Below are 18086 nucleotides of genomic sequence, written 5' to 3' on the forward strand. Positions count from 1 at the left end.
ATATACGGCTGCTGCAGCAGCCTAAAGGGTGATGCACTTCAGAGTTGAATGCAGGTGATATTTCTATAATCTAGGTGCTCAAATCCATAGTGCTGATTCCAGCTTGTCTTTCAATTTCTTCATACTCCTGAACCCGCCAGGGCTCGCGCAATGCTTGCTCAATCCATTGTCTTAGATTTGGTAAAGCCAGAATTCTATTTACATACTGTCTGGGTTTTTTGTCAATAGATAATCCGTAGTTGTTGATTTTAATTGCCACTGGCGAGTAAAAAGCATCCATGGCTGTAAAGTGTCTGCCCGCCAGAAATGGGCCTCCAAATTTGTTCAGCCCTTCCTGCCATAGTTCATTAATACGATTAATGTCTTTTCTGGACTTCTCAGATAGGGTTTTTAATTTGACTTGTGTTGCGCAGCTTAAGGACTTACTGTTAAAAAATTGAAAACCTGAATGCATCTCGGAAGTTGCACTGCGGGCCCAGGCTCTTGCATTTTTATTTTTCGGCCATATGGTGGGGAAAGCCTCCGCTAAATATTCCACTATAGCCAGCGAGTCCCAAACCAGAGTATCCCCGTCTATAAGGCATGGTAGCAGCCCGGTAGGTGAGCTCTTGCTAAATTTCTCCCAGCTGTCATGTTGCTCAAAGGTAAATAGTTTCTCCTCAAATGGTATTTGTATTTGTCGCATAAGAAGCCACACCATTAAAGACCAGGAGGAATAGTTTTTGTTGGCGATTAATAGTTGATACATAGGATTGCTCAACATGGTTTTCAGTGGCCTTTGGGGGTTAAATACTATCTCGATTCCTAACCAGCTTTATAGGGTCATTAAGGGCTGTTTATGGAAGTTACAATCATATTTCTCTATCTGTGGTGGGTGAATTTGTGGTCATAAAAATTTGAGCTTAATTTTTGGTTATGTTGTCTATTTTTCATATAAGATATTTGTCTTTGCGCACATTCATTGCAGGTTAATTGTGATCAAGTTAGCGCTTTTTGGCTCATTTATAATATCCTTAATGAAATGAAATGGCTTTTATCTCTTTCAATTGATTGTTGGCTCTTGAACCCAGGGAGAATTATTCTATGAATCCCTATAAGTCTGATTCTGGTTTTATTGTTACACCTTTGGATAATCTTCCCTTAAGCGTTGATCGTGAGTTTCGCTGGGGTTTTATAGGGTGTGGTAAGATTGCCAACGATTTTGCCTTGGTACTTAATCATCTGGAGCAAGCTGAAGTATATGCTGTGTCTGCACGAGACACCGATCGTGCTCGTGCGTTTGCATCACGCCATGGGGCTGAGAAATTCTATGGCAGTTATGCAGAGCTGGTAAATGATCCTCTGGTAGATGTCGTTTATATAGCAACGGTAACTGAATTTCATGCTGATCATGCGAAGTTAGTATTGAATGCTGGAAAGCATTTATTAATAGAAAAACCGATCGCTCTCTCTGTAGATGAGGTTTCTATGATCAGGAGCCTTGCAAGGAGTAAGGGCCTCTTTTGCATGGAGGCTATGTGGATGCGTTTTTTTCCTGCAATGGAATATTGTAAAAATGTGATTAAAAGTGGTGAGCTTGGTGAGGTGGGACAAGTCCGGGCAGATTTAAGCTTCGACTTGAAGCGTGATGAAGGTTTAGACTCACCAACCTGGAAAACTGGTGGAATCTTTGATGCTGGTGTTTATCCAGTCCATCAAGCTCTGATGATATGTGGGGGAAAGATTAAGGATAGCGAGTGTTCAGGGGTTATTGATGGCTATGGCTTTGGTCAAGTTGGAGCAGGATTATTACATGCTCGCTTTGAGGAGACATTAACTGCAATGGCTACCTGGAGTATTCTGTATGAGGGAGCCGAAGAAATGGACATTTATGGTTCAAAAGGGCGGATTCGAGTGCACTCTCCTGCTCATAGTCCAACTTGCGTTACAGTAATCAAGTATGGTGGGAGCCGTCGGAAACCAGAAAATACAGTTACAACTCATGAGTTCCCCTTACCACCCATTGACGGGGAGTTTAATTTTCCGAGTTCAGAGGGGTTGTACTATGAGGCTGCAGCTGTACAACGGTGTATTGCCGCGGGTTTAACAGAATGTCCGCAAGTTCCTCTAGATGAATCATTACAGGCAATAGAGTTGCTAAATAGTTGCGATCGTATCATCAAAAAAAGGGCAGGCTAATTTTAGTTGTGCTCGTGAGTCAATGCAATCTCGATCCCTGGCTATTTGTAATAGTCCTATGTGTGAAGCTGATACTGGTTTCTATTTTGATGGTTAGTATTGACTGCATCATTTAAATTTAACGTCAGACAATGCCCACCAAGAGGTGGGCAAAGCCAGTTCCAGTCCTGTGAGGGCTTGGGGAATCTTAAATCTTACCTACCAGATCAAGGGACGGTGCCAAGGTCTCTTCACCTTCCTTCCACTTGGCCGGGCAGATTGCGCGGCAATGTACTGGGCGGCTTTGATCTTGCGCAGCAGTTCGCGGGCATCTCGGCCAATGCTACCTGCCGTGATCTCAACGATCTGGATACGGCCTTCCGGGTCGATGACAAAGGTGCCTCGGTCTGCGATACCTTCTTCTTCGATCATCACGCCGAAGTTGCGAGTGATAGTACCGGTGGGGTCGCCAATCATCGGATACTGGATCTTGCCGATAGTGTCGGAGGAATCGTGCCAGGCCTTATGGGTGTCGGTGGATACTGAGTAGATCTCAACCCCCAACTTCTTGAACTCTTCATCGTTGTCCGCCAGGTCGCCCAGCTCGGTTGGGCACACAAAAGTGAAGTCGGCTGGGTAGAAGAAGAATACCGCCCACGCTGCAGATGCCTACTATAGCAAGTTGAAATTCGTTTTAGCGATTATTCCAACAAGGTTACACATCGTTGGCAAGTTGCGAGCTGACGCAAACTTTCTGTGACTATATGAAGGCAGTTTCGGCGGTACTGGACGCCCCAGAAAATACGATGGGAAAGTTGACTTGGTTGCCGACTTGAATCGCTTTTAGCATGTTGGCGCCCTGAATGATACGACTGAAGTTTATACGAAGGCTCTCCATGCAAGTTTTTTGAAAAGAGTTATTCGCGTTGTGATCTTGAAGTCTACTAACGGCGACAAAGAGAGTCATGCACTGCTGTATTCGACGGACACAGAGCCATATGCAATGACACTGATTGCCGGCTACAAGTCAAGGTTTCAAATAGAATTTTTATTCAGGGGTGATAGGCAGTACACAGATCTAACCCACAGCCAGTCAACTCGAGAAGAGGCGATCAATATGCATGACAATGCATCATTAACGGCCCTAAATTGACTAAAAATTGAAGATAAAAAAGCGAAGCAAACGGATGAGGCGACGGTTATTTCAATTGCCAGCTGGAAGCGCCGCAAGTTTAACCGGCATCTCATGGACAGATTTTTTAACGAGTTAGAATTGGACCTGAGATGTGAAAAATTGCCAATATTTGCGAGCGATACAGTGACTACGGGGCTATAGCTGCATATAACTTCCCGAAGTATTGATGATAATAAAGGCCGCCCAAAGACCGACCTTTATTGACCGCACCTATCACTCCACTGAAGAGCGAATTAAATAGTCAAACGCGCCCAGCGCGGCAGTTGCTCCAGCACCCATAGAGATGACAATCTGCTTGAAGGGCACGGTGGTGGCATCTCCAGCGGCGTAGACGCCGGGGATAGAGGTTGCGCCGCGCTCGTCGATAATGATCTCACCCATACGGTTCATCTCTACATTGGTTTCTTTTAGAAAATCAGTATTTGGTACCAAACCGATTTGTACGAAAACTCCTGCCAGTTCGAGTTTTATACTCTCGCCAGTGGCGCGGTCGGTGTAACCTAGGCCGTTTACCTTGTCGCCATCGCCGAGCACCTCTGTGGTTTGTGCATTGGCGATAATGTCGATGTTATGCATTAGCTTGGCTTTGCGCAGCAGTACTTCATCGGCGCGCAATGTGTCGGCAAATTCCAGCACGGTGACGTGCTCGACAATTCCGGCCAAGTCGATAGCCGCTTCGATACCGGAGTTACCACCGCCGATCACAGCAACACGCTTACCTTTAAAGAAAGGACCGTCGCAGTGCGGGCAGTAAGCTACGCCCCTGGTACGGTATTCCGCTTCACCGGGTACCCCGAGTTCTCTCCAGCGGGCACCGGTGGCGAGAACTACAGTTCGGCTGGAAAGTGTGGCACCACTTTGTAGTTCGATGTCGACCATTTCATTGCGCTGCAAGTTGGCTGCACGTTGGTCGGTAATAATATCGACACCGTACTCTTTAACATGTTGTTCCAGGCTGGCTGCGAGTTTTGGGCCTTCGGTAAAGGGCATGGAGATAAAATTCTCGATACCTACGGTGTCCATAACCTGACCCCCAAAGCGCTCTGCAACCAAGCCGGTGCGAATACCTTTACGCGCGGCGTAAATGGCCGCTGCAGCGCCGGCTGGGCCACCACCCACTACCAATAGATCGTAGGGGGCTTTTTCATTCAGGGCTTCGGCCTTGCGTTCGGCGGCACCGGTGTCTAGTTTGCCGACGATTTCCTCCAGGGTCATTCTGCCCTGGCTGAAATGTTCACCGTTCAGGTAAATGGCGGGCACGGCCATAACGTTGCGTTTCTCCACTTCTTCCTGGAACAGGCCGCCATCAATCATCTCGTGAGTGATATTTGGATTGAGGGTGGCCATCAGGTTCAGTGCCTGTACCACATCCGGGCAGTTCTGGCAGGACAGCGAAATGTAAGTTTCAAAGTGGAACTCACCTTTCAGGTTGCGTATCTGCTCCAGCAGTTCGGGGGCTGCTTTTGAGGGGTGCCCACCTGCCTGTAACAGTGCCAGCACCAGAGAAGTGAATTCATGTCCCAGGGGAATACCGGCGAAGCTTACGCGGGGCTCTTCTCCTGCGGGGGCAAGCGCCATGCTCGGGGTGCGCTTGCCTTGGCTCTGTTGGGCGGAAATTTTGTTGGAGAGCCCAGAGATTTCGTCAACCAGGGTTTCCAGTTCTTTGGATTTTTCACTGCTATTAGTGGACACACGAATCTCGATCGGCTTGACGATATTCTGCAGGTAGGTGTCCAGTTGTTTTTTCAGGTTTGCGTCCAACATCGGTGTGTCCTTTCTCTAACAATTTCAGATTTTGTTGTGGCCCACCTTTTGCTGGGCGGGGCCAGAGGTATGAGGTTTAAATTTTTCCTACCAGGTCCAGAGACGGGGCTAGGGTTTCTTCACCTTCCTTCCATTTGGCTGGGCAGACCTCACCTGGGTGAGCGGCTATGTACTGGGCAGCTTTGATCTTGCGCAGCAGCTCGCTGGCGTCGCGACCGATACCGCCGGCGGTGATCTCGACAATCTGGATACGTCCTTCAGGGTCGATCACGAAGGTGCCACGGTCGGCGATGCCTTCTTCCTCGATCATCACGCCGAAGTTGCGAGTGATGGTGCCGGTGGGATCTCCGATCATCGGGTATTGGATTTTACCGATGGTGTCGGAAGAGTCGTGCCACGCCTTGTGGGTGAAGTGGGTATCGGTGGATACGGAGTAGATCGCAACCCCCAGCTTCTTGAATACTTCGTAGTTGTCCGCCAAGTCGCCCAGTTCTGTGGGGCAGACAAAGGTGAAGTCGGCAGGGTAGAAGAAGAACACCGCCCATTTGCCCTTCACGTCGGCATCACTCACGTCGTGAAATTCGCCATTCTGGTAGGCCTTGGCATTGAATGGCTTCAGTTGGGATTCGATGTAGCGTGACATGGATAGCTCCTTAATCATCTCTGTCTTATGGGTCGCTGTTTGGGAACAAAGCAAATACTATCTATTTCTTATGCTTGATATAAATTAGCAATATAAATACAGGCGATAGTTTTTAGCGATAACTGATCATAAGTTGATAGTCTTTCCTGGGGTTAGTGAATAGAGGCGGCATAGCAGGAGGCCATAGATAGGAGCAAATCAAAGGAGCGAAGTTGGCAGATCGCCAAACTTAAAAGCCCCAGAGATGCTCTGTTTCAGGGCTAAGGCCGAGCCTCCCCGGTGGCTTAAATTGCGGGCAGGTCACGGAATTACCGGTCCGTGTTCACCTAAAGGTACATAGCCCCAAGCGAGGTCAGTGAATAAAGTGACGAGAAAGACTGGGGCACCCTACGGGGGGACATTAACAATGCCTTATTGAGTTAAGCCTTTCGTGTATGGATTCATTTTGCCCACTGCACTGGCCCAAATTGGAGGTCTCCGAGGATGGAATATACCGATATGACTCAAAATAAGGTGCATGCCATCGTTGTCGGTGTCGGACTGCCGGGAGAGTCAATTGGTTGGTTGCATTTATCACAATTGATAAAAATGCCAAATGTCATTGTGGATGCCGTGGTTGAAGAATACTGGCTTGGAAATACCACGGCACCACCAGCAAAACAGCGAGTTTTTCGAGAGGAAATGGCAAGGCTTATGGCCCACGGCGGGGGTTTTGATTTGTATTCCTCTGTTGAGGATATACCAATAGCGGATCCATCCGTTAAAAATTTGGTGTTGATCTCTGTGCGGACGCCATTAAACATGAAAATTTTTGAGGCGGTGGCAGAGAAAGAATACAAAAACATATATTTGGAAAAACCCGGTGAAGATTCATTAGACAAGCTGCAGGCAATGGTGCAAATTGCCGACGAAAAAAACCTCAGGGTTGTGGTTGGCTACCAAAAACATATTTCTAGCTATGTAAAAAAGGCTGAAAAAATCACAGCTGGGTGGAAGCTCAAAACCAGGAGTGTCAGCTTTGTTCATCACAACCCCCACTCGGAAGACAACCTGGAAAATATATTCAGGCAGAATACAGAGGGAATGCTGCTTAACCAGTGCTGCCACGAGTTGGAACTATGCGTAGCGAAATGGAATCTACAGCCTCACAATATTGTTGATATAGTTGTTAATAGGGAAGAAACCGAACGGAAACGCTTCGGCGACATTGAGGACTTTAAGAAGCTTTCGTTTACTTTGAAAACAAACTTGGGAATCAGCTTTTCATTTCTTGTCACTCGTTGTGAAGGGGTGGAAAACAGTATTACCGTGAAAGAAGGGCTCACAGGAAATCCTGTTTTGATAGAGCTGGCTCCTCCTGGGGTTTTTGACCGGGCCCTTGACCTGGCCAAGGAGGAAAAAGGGGCGATGTGGTATTGCCAATTGTTTGAAGAGGATTACCACACGCTGAAAAATGAGTTTGTTGAATCTATTCTTAACGATGATGAGGCAAGGTACCTGAATCTACCAGGTCTGAAACAGGCAGTAAGCGTCTTGCTACTTGCGACATCGATTGAAACGAGCATTCTGGCACAATGTAGTGAAGATGAAGCCCATCACCCTATTGTTCAAATTCTGGATACTGTTTGTCAGACACCGACAAGTCAGAGGATTTGGTACCACTGTAATTTATTTTCTCCTGGCAATAGATTCCTTGTCGATATTCTAAGACCGCCCCGGAACAGGATTATTTGCTGCGTGGACGACAAAGTTTGGCAGCTATATTCCGGCCTTATCCTTGAATGGGAAAGGTCTGTGGGAGTAGAGTTTATTCCCATTGTGATGACAGGGGGCGAACAATCAAAAAATATCAATAGCTTCCATGAAATGATTGACGAAATATGGAAAGTCAATCCAATTCGCTATAGAGAGCCCATCGTGGCTTTGGGGGGCGGTGCGGTAACAGATACGATCGGTTTTGTCAGTGCTGTCTGGCGACGCAATACTCCCTGGATACGTATTCCAACAACCCTGATGGGGATGATTGACTCTTCCATAGGAATTAAAGTTAGTGTGAACCATAATATCAAAAATGGTATCGGTGCTTTTCACTGCCCCCTGCACACCATCATTGATCCCACTTTTCTCAAAACCAATCCGCAACGGGTGCTGAAAAGTGCAGTCGGAGAGATGGTTAAGGTGGGTTTGGTCTTCAATAAGGATGTGCTTGATTGTCTATCTGATCAGGGTGACTCACTGCTCCATAACCACTTTCTTGGAGAGGGAGGGGTGCCGGGAAAAACATCATACAACCTTATATTAAATTGTATCGATGCGATGATAGATAGTATCGGAGGAGACCTGCAGGAGGAAAATTTGTCTCGTCCGATGGATTTTGGCCATACGCTTTCCCGGTGGCTGGAGCGCGATGAGGCCTTCCGCTTGATGCATGGTGAGGCAGTGGGTATAGATTGCTTGTTCACCTCCCTAGTCGCGGAACAAATGGGATTAATTTCCACTAAGGATGTGGATCTACTTTTTGGCATTTATACAAAATTGGGCCTTGCTGCAAATGTGAAAGGCCTCAATCTAGATGTGTATAAGACTGCGCTGGAGCAGATCTCTATTCACCGTTCTGGCTCCTTGCGTGCTCCACTGCCATCCCCTTTAGGCAATTGTATTTGGGTTGAAAAATTTGAGAGCCGGCATTTGGAGCAAGCCTGGAATAATCTTCAAAATAGGCTTACCCATCATCATGAATTGATATTGGACCCAGATACTATTGAAGATGAACAGCGTTTAACCACATTGACTGAGCAATCAAAACCTCAGACACAGGAGCAATATTCCAGCCACAAGTTGCGCTGGGGGTTTATAGGTTGTGGCAGGATTGCCAATGATTTCGCCAAGGTTGTCAACTACCTGGATTCTGCCGAAATTCATGCGGTGGCTTCCAGGAATTTGGATAAGGCGAGGGCCTTTGCCGACAAATACGGAGTGGAAAAGGCGTATGGAAATTACGCAGAGTTAGTCAATGACCCTGATGTTGACGTTGTATATGTCGCGACCATTCCTGAGCTTCATTGGCAGCACACACAGTTGGCCCTTAATGCGAACAAGCATGTTCTTGTGGAAAAGCCGCTTGCGCTCACAGTGGAAGATGCCATCAAAATAAAGAACCTTGCCCAGGAAAAACAGCTTTTTTGCATGGAAGGCCTGTGGATGAGATTCTTCCCGGTGATGGAATATTGCAAGAGCCTCATTGGTCAAGGTGTGATTGGCCGGATTTGCCAGCTGCGCGCGGATCTAAGTTTTGATTTAAGGAAAGATGAGGGGATGGATTCTCCCAAGTGGAAAGTGGGGGCTGGTATGGATGCCGGCGTGTACCCTGTGCATGCTGCGATCATGGTGTTGGGTAGAGGGACATCCGATCTGGAATTCTCGGGAGTGCTTGATGACTACGGCTTTAGGGAAGATGCTTCTGGACTAATTTATGCGCACTTTGGGTCTGGGCCCACAGCCGTTGTATCTTGGAGTCATTTGGTTGAGGGTGCTGAGGAACTGGAAATATATGGTACCGATGGGAGGATCAAAGTACATTCCCCGGCACATTGCCCAACACAAATTACGGTGACCAGAATTGCTGGGGATCGGAGAATGGAAAACGATAGTCAGTTATATGAATTTCCGTTGCCACGGATTCGGGGGGAATTCAACTATCCAAACTCGGAGGGGCTTTACTACGAGGCCAGAGCGGTACAGCGGTGTATCGATAGAAAGTTAACTGAATGTCCAGAACTTCCTTTGGCGGATTCAATTCAGGCGATCAGGATGATCCTAGAGTGTGATCGATACATCAAAAGAAGAGTTGCGTGAAGCGCAATATCTATTGGTTTGGATTGTTCTCGTGTTATGGGGCTCTATTTTTATTGGGGTTTATAGAGGTTTATAAAGCGCCGATATACCCCAGAATTTTAGATTTTTTTGCGGTGTCCCCATCAAAAGGCTCTACTTTTTTCTTCTTGTCGACTCTTTCTGCTCTGATTATGACCCTTTCAGGGCCACTATGGGTCAAAAGAATAAAGGTGATCTCCGGCTTGGGCTTGTTTGTAACATTTATGGGGGTTGGCTCAATATTGTCTGGTACTTCCGGATATCTCCACTCGTTTGCATTGCTTATGTTGGGGAGTTTCCTTTTTGGCGTGGGCACCGGGGGGAGCATGGTACTTATCAATGTGGCAATCCCTCTTTTTGTACCACAGGACCTTACCCGCCAAGGGTATTGTGGATTACACAGTACCTACGGAGTAGCATCTATTCTATCTCCCTTATTTCCTGGGCTAATGTATAAGTTTCATTTTGGTTGGGAGGGGGGGTTTTACTTTTTTGGTGGGCTAGCTGTCGCTATTGTACTTTTTATTCTAGGGGGGCTGTTTAAGAAAAGAGGAACTAAGCGAGTAGATGGGCGAGAAATTAATCCTGGTGCCTACCACGAGGCAAGTAAACACGAAAAAGAACCAAAAGAGTGGTGGATTGCCATTGGAGGAGGGCTGATTGTTTCTGCTTATAACGGTGCGGAGCATATCCTTGCCAGCCGATTTGTACTGTTTTTGGAGGCCAGAGGTGGACCTTGGGCAGTTGATGCCGATATTCTGCTTTCAATATTTTTTGCCTTTCTGTGTGTTGGGAGAATCGTTTTTACCTTCGTGCTACTTCGGGGAAGTACATTTTTTTGGTTGATTGTCTCCTTTGCAACTACAACTATAGTATTTTTACTGGGCTACTGGATTAACCCCTTATGGTTGCCGGTATGCGGATTGACGTTATCTTATTTATTCCCTTACGCGATGGAGTGGTTGACGGACTGCTCCAAGAATCCACCGTTCACTGTTTCATTCTCGCTGGGCATGGGCGGAGTCTTTTTAATCTTGGCACATGCCCTTGTGGGTTGGTTGGATGAAAACTACGGGATACAAACGGCGATTTACGTTGTGCCGGTGTTTCTTATTTGTGGAATTGTATTCTGCTTGCTGATAGCGTTTGTGGAAAAGCAAAGGCAGGCCAGCTGATTATTGGCTTAGTTGCTAACAGGTATGATCAGTTAGAGGGGATTTGACGAATGACAATGCCCACCCGGTGGTGAGCAAAGCCAATTCCCATCCTGTGAGGGTTTGGGAAACCTTAAATCTTGCCAATCAGGTCGAGAGAGGGCGCCAGGGTCTCTTCGCCTTCCTTCCATTTGGCCGGACAAACTTCGCCGGGGTGTGCGGCGATGTACTGGGCCGCTTTGATCTTGCGCAGCAGCTCGCTGGCGTCGCGACCGATACCACCGGCAGTGATTTCGACGACCTGGATACGACCTTGCGGGTCGATCACGAAGGTGCCGCGATCGGCAATGCCTTCTTCTTCGATCATCACACCGAAGTTGCGGGTGATGGTCCCGGTGGGATCGCCGATCATCGGATACTGGATCTTTCCGATGGTGTCGGAGGAATCGTGCCACGCTTTGTGGGTGAAGTGGGTGTCGGTGGATACGGAGTAGATCTCAACGCCCAGCTTCTTGAACTCTTCGTAGTTGTCCGCTAGGTCGCCCAGTTCCGTGGGGCACACAAAGGTGAAGTCGGCGGGGTAGAAGAAGAACACCCCCCACTTCCCCTTCACGTCGGCGTCACTCACGTCGTGAAACTCACCGTTCTGGTAGGCCTTGGCGTTGAAAGGTTTCATTTCGGATTCGATGTAGCGGGACATAGTTAGCTCCTGGTTAGCTGTTCAGTAGTTTCTGGTGTCTAGATTTGATGGTCCTAATCTATTGCAACTCTTGCGCCTATAAAAATAAACAATTTAAATGCCTGAGATAGTTTTCTTCTATTTACGCATCGGAGCGATACATGGGCCTGCTATGGGTACCAATTTGAGGTCACTGTATACATCGGGGATACTCCGGGCTGGCGCCATACTAATTACTACCAGGATGGGTAGTTTCTACAGGGCACTCGTATGCGGTTAATTCGGTTGTTGAAGCATGACCTAGCCCGGGAGGCGGGGGATTGGGTTGAGGATGGGGTCATCAGCGAAACCCAGGCGGAACAGATCTGTACCCGTTACCAGGTGGATTACCACCGTGTGCAGCAGCGCACATTAGGATATAGCGTGTTGATGGGGTTGGCCTATCTGTTTATTGGTTTAGCGGTGATTACCCTGATCGGCGCCAATTGGGATGAGATCCCCAGAGCGCTGCGAATGGGTGGGTTGATTGTGCTCACTATGGCGACTCAGGCGATGGCCCTGAAAATTTACGTGACGGGAGACAGGCGCGCTGGGGAGGGCTTATTGCTGTTGGGAAATTTGTTCTTCGGGGCGGCCATCATTCTTATCGCGCAAATCTATCATTTGGGTGAGCATATGCCCGATGGGATTTTCTGGTGGGCACTGGGTTGCCTGCCATTTGCGCTGATCACCCGGAGCCCTTGGATTGCTGGACAGGCCTTGATTCTGGCCTTGCTGTGGTTCTTTCTGGAAATCAGCATGGGCTTTTACCCAGCGGTATTCCCGGTTTTCCTTCTCAGTGCTCTGTTTATATTGACTGCCGGGCGATCCAGTGTGGTTCTTTTGCTGGTTTCTCTATTCGGTTTGGGCTTTTGGTTGGAGTTCTCACTGGCCGAATTTTGGCGGGTGCAGGATGGCAAATTCAGTGCGGAGTTATATCCGGAGAATTTGGCTGTCGCCGTAGCCCTGTTTATTCTGATGTATCTATTCGGCCAGTGGTTGGTAACCCGAGTATCGGTTGTGGCAAAAGATTATGCCGCAGTGATCTCAATCTGGTGTTTGCGCTTTGCGCTGATTAGTTTATTGATATTCAGCTTTGAACCGCCTTGGAAGGCTTTGATCGAGGCTCAGTGGGGACACCTGCTGTCGATGTGGGTCGTGATTGCGATTATGGGCGCCGTGTCCCTGCTGTTGGCGCTATTGGCTAGAAAGTTGTTTTTCGGTTTGACGCTGTACGGCCTGTTTGCACTGGTTCTCGCCTTTGTGACCAACAGTGGTTCTGCTGATCACGCCGTTTGGTTGCAAATATTCACTAACTTGACGTTGATTGCCTGTGGAACCGGGCTGATCTTAAAGGGGATACACGATGGTATCTCCCATTATTTCTTTTTGGGGGTACTGGCAATTCTACTGACCGCACTTTTGCGTTACATCGATTTGATTGGTGACTACATAGGCGCAGCAATGTTGTTTATTTTGTTCGCTGCACTGTTACTGGGCGCGGCCAAGTACTGGAAGCACCAGCAGGCAAAGGAGAGGGCTCGATGAATCGCAAGATCACGATGGGGTTGGTTGCGGCAATTGCCGCACAGTTTTTTATTTTGCTCGGTATGTATGTGAAGGCCCAGATACCGCTTTGGACTGGCCAGCCGATTCTGGTAAAAACTGTTCCGGTAGACCCGAGATCGTTGTTTCGTGGGAACTATGCCCAGCTGAGCTACCCATTTTCCCTGCTGGATAAATCCCTGTTTAATAATCGGCATGCGTTGCGCCAGGGTGAGGTGGTCTATGTTGGCCTGCAGAAAAAGGACTCTGGCCTGTATGATTTCGCCTCCGTTAGTCTGGAAAAACCACACAGCGGCGTATTCCTGAAAGGACGCATTGCCAGCCTTGGCGTTTGGGGCGCTACCGACAAGTACCGGGTGGATTATGGTATTGAGGCTTATTTCGCTCCTAAAGAAAAAGCGTTGGCACTTGAAGAGCAGTTGCGTATTGGTGCGGTGGCTGAATTGATGGTTACTAAAAACGGCCAGGTAAGTCTCAGAGTGGTTAGAGGGGCAAAGGGTAATCAATAAACAAAGGGAACGGTCATCAGTGGATGCTGCCGGGCAGGGGAGAGGGAGCCTACCGGTTTTTTTCTCATTGATCGGTATTCAACTGGGCTGCCTGCTGGTGGCTCTTTTAGGAATTTATCTGGTATCGATGGAAGTTTCATTTCTCGGCAGTGCTGTTTGGGTACAGCTACTGCTGGGGCTTTTAGGGGCTGTAGTCACCTACGTCGTAGCGCTGTCACTTATCCGCTCAGAAACCCTATTTGGCCAGATATTGCGCAGGCATTGCGTCCAATTGACCCCGGTGTTTTCCAAGCTGTCAGTTGCGCAAATGGTGTGGGTTTCCATTGCAGCGGGGGTGTGTGAAGAGCTTCTATTTCGCGGTTTTTTACAGTCTTGGTTATCGCAGGTCAGTACACCTTTTCTTGGGTTATTGGGCGCTTCAGTTATATTTGCGATTCTGCACTTTGCATCCTGGGTCTATTTTTTCCTTACTTTAATGATCGGGCTGGTATTAGGCATTTTCTACCAAATTTCAGGCGGCCTGGTAGGGGTAATTGTGTGGCATGCCGGCTATGACTTGTTGGCGCTAATTGCACTGATTCACTTCCCTCACTTACTCGGCATACAAAGGCGAGCATAGCGTGTGGTTTGTTGTGGTTGATCACATTGCTGCAATGATCAGTATCAGCAGTGAGGAAGTCACGGCAAACGCAATCAGGGCGAGAAGTCCGTCGTGAGCCACCAGCGCCAGGCCAAAAATAGTGAGGGCGAGGCCGGCGGTAGACGCTGAGAAGGGGATTACTTCCATCAGAGGAAGAGCTAGGGCAATCAGAGTACAAGTGACGGCAATCGCGCAGGTGCCGTAACTGCGTACGACAAAGCCCATTCGCGGTTGAATCCATCGGTCGGCGACGCGCGCCGGTCTCTCCATCCAATGCAGGGTAGCCATCAATTTCTTTTTTGAAATAGAGCGATTGAGTAGCCATTGGGGAAGCCAGATGTGGGTGCGTTGCAGTAACAGTTGTATGGCGACCAGTAGCAGTAAAAGCCCCATGGAGATAGACATTCCGGGAATGCCACTGAGGGGTGAAAATAAGATCAGACCAATAACGACAAGAAATGGGGCGAAGGACCGGATTCCGACGGCCTCAATTACATGCTGGATGGAAACCCTATCCCGTCCCTGGCTTTTGGTTTCAACATCTTTCAGCAGCTGGCCCAGACCAATGATATCTTCTGCCATGATAGGTTTCATTACTGTACGTTGTCGCCTGCTTACGATCTAAAAGGAGCTTGAAAAGCTTGGATAAACCGGGCGTAGATTCCCCAATCAATCGTAGCTGAAGCAGAAAACTGGCTAGAGCTATCCGCGATCAAATCCTGTTCAAACTCCTTGGTGTATCACGGCGAAATGACCGGTTCTACCGGTAAAATGGCCTTTACTGTCGAGCATAGCACTACTATTACGATCTCCCGTTAGGGGGAGCTACCGCGGGTATTACCAGTGGTTTTGTCGGCAGTTTAGGGGGTGAATAGCTGGTCAAGGCTGAAGGTTTCAATGCCTTTACCCTCCTGTTGGCTCAGGCGCACCATCTTGGCGGCAACCGCTGCGCCGGCGATAGGGCGAAAGCGTTGTAGTCCAGGTAATCGACAGAGTAGCGGTAACAGGAGTCCACTGAGCTGCTCTCCGGGGCGGAAGTGATTGCGATTACCCAGCAATAGTGAAGGTTGTAGAATACAGATCTGCTCAAAGGGCAGGGTTTTAATTTTTTCTTCGAGCTCGCCTTTTATGCGCAAATAACTGCCGAAACTTTTGGGGTTTGCACCGCTGGACGAAACCAACAGGTAGTGCCTGACACCCGCCTGTGCAGCTAACGTGGCGGCCTGGTACTGGTACTCGACATCCACCTGGTACTGGGCCGCTAGGCTTCCCGCCTGTTTGAGGGTGGTGCCCAGGCAGGAAAACAGTGTGTCAGCTTCAAAAAGTGAGGAGAAATTTCCAAGCTGCTCAAAGTTGACCACATGGTTGTGGACTTTGGGGTTGGTTGGCAGCAGGGGGCGGCGCGTCAAAGTGTGGATTTCTGCAAAGGTGTTTTCACTGGCGAGTTGTTCAGTCAGGTGGCGGCCTATCAAGCCGGTGGCGCCAATAATAATTGCTTTTCTGGCCATTTGATTCTCGTATCGGTCATATATTGTTGTCGGGCAGTGCGGATATTTTAGTTTTTCATTATCATTGCTGCCCTTCCATTTAACCCCACAATGATAACCTAATCGAGAGTCGATTTTCATTGGGCTCTGAACTCAATTGGAAATGCTATCGCTGCTGATATAATGTAAAAATATCATGAGTGAATATGCATGTTTAACGTGGTTTAGTATTTTTAATTTCTTCACGGCGCATGGGCATGCTGTCTATGCGGGAAAAAATATCGTTGGCAGAGAAGCTCGGTGCCCGGTATTTTACTTCCCCATCTTTGCCTACCAGAGCAACCTCAGCCTTTTTTCCTTTAAAATACTGCTTGGGTATTCCACTGGCAAAGCTGTCGGAGATAGTGCCGGGGAAGTTGGTCTCTATATTGCCGTTGGAAAAAACAAACCAGACTAAATTTCTCTCGGCGAATTGTGGTCCTAGCTTCATTAATTCCTCCACGGTCTTACGTGGATCGCCGGGTATATTTAAAAGAAGAATACGATTCTTCCATTGAAAATCTTTCAGGCTATTCACGGGGGGGCTCTGGGCAAGGATTGTTGAGGTATAAAAAATCAGAATAAATACCATTAATTTACGCATTGACTGTCTCAACGATTACTTAGTGGAAGTATTGCGGTTTGCACAGTAGTGGCCATTCCAGTGATGAGTCTACCGGAGTGACCGATATAGCTCAGGGTCAGTATGGCTAATACGGGCTGAGCATTACAAATCAAGTGGCGTTAAATTTAATGCTGTCGTCTAGGCTTTGAGTGTAGGCCAAGGAAGCCAAAACTGGCTTTGACGGTCTCGCAAGCACAAGCGAGCAACTTGAGTGGTTCTAATACTTAGTGAGTTTAGCAGTATGGCAAAGGAAAAACGGGGGTTTGCGCGGGATCAGTATTTTGGTCTGGCAGCATTAGTTCTAGCCATTTTCCTGATTGCCAACGACTATACCGCTTTTGCTCCTGCATTGCCCTCGATTGAGAGAGAATTCAATGTGGATGTCACTACTTCCCAATGGATTATCAATGGCTATGCCTTGGTATTTGGTGTTCTCATCATATCGGGTGGTCGTCTCGCGGATATCTATGGTCGTCGCAACATATTTATGCTGGGTGCAGTGATTTTTGTGTTCTTTTCTCTGCTCGGCGGCTTGGCGATGGATATCTGGATGTTGCTGGTATCCCGGGCGCTGATGGGGGTGGGGGCGGCCTTGATGTGGCCGTCTATTCTAGGGATGACCTACAATTTAGTGCCCTTTGAGCAGTCGGGGCAGGCAGGGGGTATTATTATGGCAACCTGTGGCCTAGCCAACGCCACAGGGCCGGTTTTGGGCGGTATTTTAGCTGATGCTTTTAGTTGGCGCTGGATTTTTTTCATCAACATTTTTATTGCAATACTCACCATGCTGGCCTGTTGGTGGGTTGTACCTCCAGATAGGCTCCAGCGGATTAAGGAAAAAATTGACTACGCGGGGGTGCTATTGCTCTGTATTTCCCTGTTCTGTTTGTTATTTGCGCTGGATATTTCCGCAGAAACTGGTTTTAAACATCCGGTCGTCATTAGTCTGGTGGTTATTTTTCTGGTGTTTTTGTGTCTGTTCAGCGTGGTGGAATATCGGGTAGGCAAAGATGCACTGATTCCACCGGATATCGCCAACAATAGAAAGTTCTTGGCGATATCCGTTACAACGCTGCTGATCTCAGTGGTCTTTCTGTCTGCAATCCTATATGTGCCCCAATTCCTGGCAAACTATCGTGGTTACTCGGCAGTGCAAGCAGGTTTGTCACTGGTGCCACTGATGGTCATATCTGGTGTGGTTTCCTTTATCTCTGGACGATTCTACGAAACACTGGGACCTAAAATACTTGTATCAGTTGGGATTCTCGGAATGAGTACTGGCATGTTTATGCTCTCTCACCTTACTGAGGACACCGGTTTTTTGCAGATGTGCCCCGGACTGGTCGTGCTGGGCATTGGGATTGGCCTGTTCAACCCGTCCAGCACCACCGCGGGTATCACAGTGGTCGAATCCCATCGGGCCAGTTTGGCCGGGGCTATCCTCTATATGTTTAAGATCGGCGGGGGAGCCGTGGGGTTGGGTATGAATGCAACTATCATTGCTTTTGCCCCAGATGTTCCCTCAGGTATTGATCGAGCCTTTACAGTGAACGCCTACCTGGCGTTGGCAGGCTTGATTGTGTGTCTATTTTTTGTGACCGGACGGCCGAGAGATCAGAGCGGAGAGCTGCTGTGATCGATATCCGCGTGAAGAGCGGTAATTGTAAAACTAATGGTATCGTTTTGCCGGGTAATTTTTCTGTTTAATCTCGACCC

General features: G+C 48.1%; 14 protein-coding genes and 1 pseudogene. 7 read left to right on the plus strand and 8 right to left on the minus strand.

What is annotated here, in order from left to right:
• Positions 1-70: 70 nt before the first annotated feature.
• Complete coding sequence (locus tag MO867_RS08610) at positions 71-748, minus strand: glutathione S-transferase (RefSeq protein WP_252465942.1); 678 nt, start codon at positions 746-748, stop codon at positions 71-73.
• Between the two features lie 335 nt (positions 749-1083).
• Here MO867_RS08610 and MO867_RS08615 point away from each other — a divergent pair, with 335 nt between their 5' ends.
• A complete protein-coding gene (locus MO867_RS08615; RefSeq protein ID WP_252465943.1) occupies positions 1084-2178 on the plus strand; it encodes a Gfo/Idh/MocA family protein in 1095 nt (364 codons plus the stop codon).
• 187 nt (positions 2179-2365) lie between these two features.
• Here MO867_RS08615 and MO867_RS08620 read toward each other — a convergent pair.
• The 3 genes and pseudogenes from MO867_RS08620 to ahpC (MO867_RS08630) all read right to left on the minus strand — a co-directional run.
• Positions 2366-2814: pseudogene (locus tag MO867_RS08620) on the minus strand (redoxin domain-containing protein); the annotation flags it as partial.
• Between the two features lie 751 nt (positions 2815-3565).
• Positions 3566-5116, minus strand: a complete 1551-nt coding sequence (gene ahpF, locus MO867_RS08625; protein WP_252465944.1) for an alkyl hydroperoxide reductase subunit F — start codon at positions 5114-5116, stop codon at positions 3566-3568.
• A gap of 76 nt (positions 5117-5192) precedes the next feature.
• Entirely contained in the window at positions 5193-5759 is a 567-nt protein-coding gene (ahpC, locus tag MO867_RS08630) for an alkyl hydroperoxide reductase subunit C (protein ID WP_252465945.1), read from the minus strand.
• Positions 5760-6242: 483 nt separating this feature from the next.
• Between ahpC (MO867_RS08630) and MO867_RS08635 the strand changes: the two genes are divergently transcribed.
• Together MO867_RS08635 and MO867_RS08640 are read left to right on the plus strand one after the other, a co-directional pair.
• On the plus strand, positions 6243-9614 hold the full coding sequence (locus tag MO867_RS08635) for a Gfo/Idh/MocA family oxidoreductase (protein WP_252465946.1): 3372 nt from the start codon (positions 6243-6245) through the stop codon (positions 9612-9614).
• Complete coding sequence (locus MO867_RS08640; RefSeq protein ID WP_252465947.1) at positions 9611-10807, plus strand: MFS transporter; 1197 nt, start codon at positions 9611-9613, stop codon at positions 10805-10807. The genes MO867_RS08635 and MO867_RS08640 overlap by 4 nt, the downstream gene beginning before the upstream one ends.
• A gap of 112 nt (positions 10808-10919) precedes the next feature.
• Here MO867_RS08640 and ahpC (MO867_RS08645) read toward each other — a convergent pair whose 3' ends face one another.
• Positions 10920-11486 (minus strand): alkyl hydroperoxide reductase subunit C, encoded by a 567-nt coding sequence (gene ahpC, locus MO867_RS08645; protein ID WP_252465948.1) that lies wholly within the window; start codon positions 11484-11486, stop codon positions 10920-10922.
• A 249-nt stretch (positions 11487-11735) separates the two neighbouring features.
• Here ahpC (MO867_RS08645) and MO867_RS08650 point away from each other — a divergent pair, with 249 nt between their 5' ends.
• From MO867_RS08650 to MO867_RS23790, 3 genes are read left to right on the plus strand one after another with little or no spacing between them, the layout of a single operon-like run.
• The gene (locus MO867_RS08650) at positions 11736-13052 is read left to right on the plus strand and encodes a DUF2157 domain-containing protein (protein WP_252465949.1); all 1317 of its coding nucleotides are present in this window, start codon (positions 11736-11738) and stop codon (positions 13050-13052) included.
• A complete protein-coding gene (locus tag MO867_RS08655; RefSeq protein WP_252465950.1) occupies positions 13049-13579 on the plus strand; it encodes a GDYXXLXY domain-containing protein in 531 nt (176 codons plus the stop codon). Before MO867_RS08650 ends, MO867_RS08655 begins: the two co-directional genes overlap by 4 nt.
• Positions 13580-13598: 19 nt before the next feature.
• Positions 13599-14198, plus strand: a complete 600-nt coding sequence (locus MO867_RS23790) for a CPBP family intramembrane glutamic endopeptidase (RefSeq protein WP_252465951.1) — start codon at positions 13599-13601, stop codon at positions 14196-14198.
• A gap of 21 nt (positions 14199-14219) precedes the next feature.
• On the opposite strand, the gene MO867_RS08665 is transcribed toward MO867_RS23790, so the two are convergent.
• The 3 genes from MO867_RS08665 to MO867_RS08675 form a co-directional block, all read right to left on the minus strand.
• Positions 14220-14801, minus strand: a complete 582-nt coding sequence (locus MO867_RS08665; protein ID WP_252465952.1) for an exopolysaccharide biosynthesis protein — start codon at positions 14799-14801, stop codon at positions 14220-14222.
• 278 nt (positions 14802-15079) lie between these two features.
• On the minus strand, positions 15080-15727 hold the full coding sequence (locus MO867_RS08670; RefSeq protein ID WP_252465953.1) for an NAD-dependent epimerase/dehydratase family protein: 648 nt from the start codon (positions 15725-15727) through the stop codon (positions 15080-15082).
• Between the two features lie 193 nt (positions 15728-15920).
• Positions 15921-16349, minus strand: coding sequence for a DUF4174 domain-containing protein (locus MO867_RS08675; RefSeq protein WP_252465954.1), 429 nt, complete (start codon positions 16347-16349; stop codon positions 15921-15923).
• Positions 16350-16611: 262 nt separating this feature from the next.
• On the opposite strand from MO867_RS08675, the gene MO867_RS08680 reads away from it, so the two are divergent.
• Entirely contained in the window at positions 16612-18006 is a 1395-nt protein-coding gene (locus MO867_RS08680; protein WP_252465955.1) for an MFS transporter, read from the plus strand.
• Positions 18007-18086: the final 80 nt, after the last annotated feature.

The sequence above is a fragment of the Microbulbifer okhotskensis genome, from assembly GCF_023895975.1.
Taxonomy (GTDB): domain Bacteria; phylum Pseudomonadota; class Gammaproteobacteria; order Pseudomonadales; family Cellvibrionaceae; genus Microbulbifer; species Microbulbifer okhotskensis.